A 4,637-nucleotide genomic window follows, 5' to 3' on the forward strand; every position below is an offset into this window, starting at 1 on the left:
GTATGCGTCAGTGCACTAGTGACGGAGCGCCTGCGCACACTGATGTGCGACGTCGGCATGCTGCAGGATCTCGCGCGCGATCGTCCGGCTCCAGAGCAGCACGCTCTGGTCCTGGCGGCGAAACGGCTGGCGGCGCAGTGGCCGGACTTGTCGCAGCTGCGACAGCGGCAAATCCTTCAGGCGGTCATCACCCGGATCGACGTGCATGCCGAGCAGATCGAAATTGCCGTCGACGGTGTCAGCCTGTTGCGGTGGCTGATTGCTGGGACACGCAGTGAGGCCGCTGAATCGACCGCAACAAAGCCGATGCTGAGCCTGGTAGTGCCTGTCGGGCTCAAGCGAGTTGGTCTGGAGATGCGGCTGATGCTTCCGGGCCAGACCGCCGGGCCTGATCCCGACGCGATCCTGGGCCGGCTGATCGCGCGGGCGCATCGCATCCGCGAGCGGCTGACGGGCGACACACCGCTATCGATCGACGAGGTGGCGCGGGCCGAGGGATTGACCCGCTCCTACACCACGCGGCTGCTTCGGCTGAGCTACCTGGCACCCGACATCACGGCGCGACTGATCGCGGGCGAGCACCCGACCGAGCTGAACGCAGCGCGGCTGATGCAGGACACGTGTCTGCCGCTGGACTGGGCCGAGCAGCGGGCGGCGCTGGCGATGTCCTGAGTCGCTCGCTCGAACGACACAGCTTCAACGCACGCTATTATCGGACGCGATCGAGACGCCGAGGCCCTACCGGGCCTCGGCGCGTTCGTATTGGCATCCGGCGGAGACGCGAAATGGTGCTGCACGGGCGCGGAGACGCTCACCCGGTGATCTGCCTGGGGCGCAGGCTGAGACGGTGGTACCAGCGAAGAGCCATAGCGAGACGGCGGCGTGAAAATGACACGTACACTCGCTCGAGCGCGTCTCAGCCGCTCAGCTCGTACATGCACCCGGCGCAAAGCCCCGACACGTCCGCAAGAATTTCGCTTTTGAGGAGATGCTGGCTAAAACACTGAATCGAAAGAGAAAACTGGCGGAGAGGGGGGGATTCGAACCCCCGATGCCCTTGCAGGCATGCCGCATTTCGAGTGCGGTGCATTCAACCGCTCTGCCACCTCTCCGCGAGGTGCCTCGACGAGACGGGCGGTGCCTACCATGGTTGATCTGCTTTTCACAAGCGCGATCCGTGGGCCGGAGGCGTCAGCGTTCGGATCGCCTCGCGTAGCTCCGTGGCGAAGCGATCGGGATCGAACAGAGTCTGAATGCGGATGGCGTGGTCCGGCGCGATGATGCGGGGAACAGTGAGGAGCGCCTGCGCGAGGGCGTCCGGGGCCAGCGTGCTTGCGCGATCCAGGTCGGCGCCGGCATCCGCCAGCATGGCGCGGTGGGCCGGGATATCCGACGCGACGACGGGCAGGCCTCGGGCCAGCGCCTCGGCCAGCGCGAGAGGCTGAATCTCGGCACGCGAAGGGAACAGGGCGATACCGACGCCGGCAAACGCCGCCTCTGTTGGGCGCGGACCAGTGAAGCTCACGGCGTCGCCGAGGCCGAGGGCCTGGATACGGCCGCGCAGGGCCGCGGTGAAGGCGGGATCGAGCTCCGGGCCGATCAGGGTGAGGCGGGCGGTCTCTCCGCCGGGCATCCGGCGCAAGAGAGCCAGCGCTTCGACGGCAAGATCCTGCCCCTTGCGCGGGCCGAGCGCCCCGACCACAGCGATGTGGGCGAGGTTCGGTGCAACGCCTGGGATCTCGGATAGGCGCGGCAAAGGGTTGCGCACGAGGTGCCAGGGCAGGCCGGGCGGCGGCGTCACGTGCGGGCTGATGACGAGACAGGCGTCGGCCAGCCTCGTGCGCAGCCGCAGGATCCACCCGCGGCCGGGCTCCGCGTGCAGGTGCCAGAGCACGCGTGGGCGCGGGCTGAGGCCGCGCGCGGCGAGGCCGTAGACGTAGAGCGAGGGCTCGTCGTGGACGTGGATAAGGTCCGGGCGCAGGCGCCGCAGGGCCAGGCTCTCGCGCGCCAGCAACCGGGCGAGGCGCGGGAGCACCGCGAGCTTGCGGGCCGGCCCGTCGAGGGGCCGGCTCGGGAACAGGGCCGGCGCCGGGTCGTCGGCCTCGGGCAACGGCGCGCGCACAGTGACGGCATGCTCGGCGCGCAGAGCCTCGGCGGCCGCGAGCAGTACGCGGGTCGAGCCGCCCCGGGTGCCGTAGAGGGTGGGCAGCAGGATGCGAATCGCGCCGCCCTCCCTCTCGGCGAGCCTCAGCTGTTGCGTGTCCCGGCGAGCGCTGCGGCGACGACCTTGGCGAATGCGGCAGGGTCGCGCGGGCTGTCGCCGTCCTGGATGCGGGCGAGGTCCAGGAGCGTGCCGGCCGCTGCCGGTACCTCGGATTCAGGCCTCTCGGCGAGGGCGCGGATCAGTGGGTGGCGCGGGTTGATCTCCAGCACCGGCCGGCCGCCGGCCCCGCGACCGGCCCGGCGCAGCAGGCGCTGCATCTGCAGGTCCGGGCCGCCGGTGCCGGCCGAGAGCACCACGGCGCTGCCGACGAGGCGGTCGGTGACGCGCACGTCCGAAACCTCGTCGGCGAGTGCCGCCTTGATCGCAGCCACCAGCGCGTCGATCCCTTCCGGCCCCTCCGCCTCTCCAGCCTCGGAGGCGAACTTCGAGAGGTCGAGGCCGCCCTGCGTGATCGAGCGCAGGGGTTTGTCCTCGAAGCGCGACAGGCTCTCGGGCCAGAACGCGTCGACGTGGTCGGAGAGCAGCAGCACCTCCAGCCCACGGTCGCGGAATCCTTCGAGCTGGGGCGAGGCCTTCAGCGCCTCGGCATCGTCCGAGACGAGGTAGTAGATCGCCTCCTGCCCGTCCTTCATCCGCGCGACGTAGTCAGACAGGCCGGTCCAGCTATCGACCGCGGAGGAGCGGAAGCGCAACACCGGCGCGATCTCGGCGCGGCGCTCGTGGTCCTCGTAGATGCCCTCCTTGAGGACGGGCCCGAAATTCTCCCAGAAACCCTGGAAGCCCTCGGCGTCCTTGGCACGCGTGGTCAGTTCGGAGAGGACGCGGCCGGTGACGGCGCGGCGGATGCGGGCGAGCGCCGGGGTGGATTGCAGCATCTCGCGGGAGACGTTGAGGGGGAGGTCCTCGGTGTCGACCACCCCCTGCACGAAGCGCAGCCACGTGGGCAGCAACTCCGCCTCGTCGGTGATGAACATGCGCCGCACGTGCAAGCGCACCTTGCTCTGGCGCTCGTTCTCGATCGGCTGGAACGGCTTCATGCCGGGCACGAACAGCAGGGCGCTGAATTCGAGCTGGCCCTCGGCGCGCCAGTGCAGGGTCGCCCAGGGCTTGTCGAAGTTCATGCCGACGGAGCGGTAGAACTCCTCGTACTGCTCCGGGGTGATCTCGGATTTGGGCTTGCGCCAGAGGGCGGTGCCCTGGTTGGCCGATTCTTCCTTGCCGTCCTGCACGATAGCGATGGGCACGGTGATGAAGTCGGCCCATTTGCGCACGAGGTGGTCGAGCCGGTAGGTCTCGAGATACTCGTCGGCATCCGCCTTCAGGTGGAGCACGATCGTGGTGCCCGGCTCCGGGCGCTCCGACGCCTCCAGGGTGTAGCTGCCCTGTCCGTCCGATCCCCAGGTCCAGGCCTCGTCGGCGCCGGCGCGGCGCGAGGTGACGGAGACACGGTCGGCCACCATGAAGGCGGAGTAGAAGCCGACGCCGAACTGGCCGATCAGGCTCGGCCGGTCCTCCGCCTTGGCGGCATCCAGGCTCTGCGAGAAGGCGCGGGTGCCCGAGCGTGCGATGGTGCCGAGATTCTGGGCCAGGTCCTCCTTGCTCATGCCGATGCCGGCATCCGAGACCGTGAGCGTGCGCGCCGCCTTGTCGGGGGCGATGCGGACCTTGGCGTCCGGCGGCAGGGCGCTGGCAGCCGAGGTCAGGGCCTCGAAGCGGCGCCGGTCCATCGCGTCGGCCGCGTTGGCGACCAACTCCCTCAGGAAGATCTCGCGGTCGGAATAGAGGGCGTGGACCACGAGATCGAGCAGGCGCCCCACCTCGGCACCGAATTCGTGCCGCTCAACCGTCTCGCTCACCTGTCGGGCCTCCGATGTTTTGAAAATGCGCGGGCGATATGCCGTCACCGGCGCCGGAATTCAATGCAGGGCCCGGCAGGATCGGGGCACGGGACCGATCTTGACAAGCGTCGCGGTTTTCCCCGTCATCGCGCCATCCTTGCGAGGCCGGCCCGTCCTGGCCGTCCCGTTCGAGGCCGGTCCTTCACTCCATGTCCGCCGCGCCGCCTCTCGCCCGGGCCCGTCCCGGCCCGATCAGCCTCTGGGCCGGGCGATGAAGCGCACCATCGCAGCGATCCTGGCCGCGGACGTGGCGGGCTATTCCCGCCTGATCGCGGAGGACGAGGAGGACACCCTGCGGCGTCTGGCGGCCGCCAAGGGCGTGTTCCGCGCGCAGGTGGCGGCCTTCGGGGGGCGGGTGTTCAACACCGCGGGCGACGCCATCCTGGCCGAGTTTCCGAGCGCGGTGGAGGCGTTGCGTGCCGGCCTGGCGATCCAGTGCGGCCTCAACGACTTGGATCGTGGCGATCCATCGGAGCGCCGGGTGCGGTTCCGGATGGGGCTGACCATCGGCGACG

At 69.7% G+C, this 4,637-nt stretch carries 4 protein-coding genes and 1 tRNA gene; 2 read left to right on the forward strand and 3 right to left on the reverse strand.

What is annotated here, in order from left to right; all coding sequences use genetic code 11:
- Window positions 1–672, forward strand: a 672-nt coding sequence (locus COGEMETH_RS24830) for a hypothetical protein (protein ID WP_238185335.1), incomplete at its 5' end; no start/stop codon positions are given.
- A 350-nt stretch (window positions 673–1,022) separates the two neighbouring features.
- Here COGEMETH_RS24830 and COGEMETH_RS24835 read toward each other — a convergent pair.
- The 3 genes from COGEMETH_RS24835 to htpG form a co-directional block, all read right to left on the reverse strand.
- Window positions 1,023–1,112 (reverse strand) — tRNA-Ser (locus COGEMETH_RS24835).
- 50 nt (window positions 1,113–1,162) lie between these two features.
- Window positions 1,163–2,296, reverse strand: a complete 1,134-nt coding sequence (locus COGEMETH_RS24840; RefSeq protein WP_306421774.1) for a glycosyltransferase family 4 protein — start codon at window positions 2,294–2,296, stop codon at window positions 1,163–1,165.
- A complete protein-coding gene (gene htpG, locus COGEMETH_RS24845; RefSeq protein WP_238185336.1) occupies window positions 2,248–4,080 on the reverse strand; it encodes a molecular chaperone HtpG in 1,833 nt (610 codons plus the stop codon). The genes COGEMETH_RS24840 and htpG overlap by 49 nt, the downstream gene beginning before the upstream one ends.
- A gap of 253 nt (window positions 4,081–4,333) precedes the next feature.
- Here htpG and COGEMETH_RS24850 point away from each other — a divergent pair.
- Window positions 4,334–4,637 (forward strand): adenylate/guanylate cyclase domain-containing protein (locus COGEMETH_RS24850; RefSeq protein WP_238185337.1); only part of this gene is annotated, 304 nt, incomplete at its 3' end.

The sequence above is a fragment of the Methylobacterium trifolii genome (assembly GCF_022179685.1).
GTDB classification, from domain to species: Bacteria; Pseudomonadota; Alphaproteobacteria; order Rhizobiales; family Beijerinckiaceae; genus Methylobacterium; species Methylobacterium trifolii.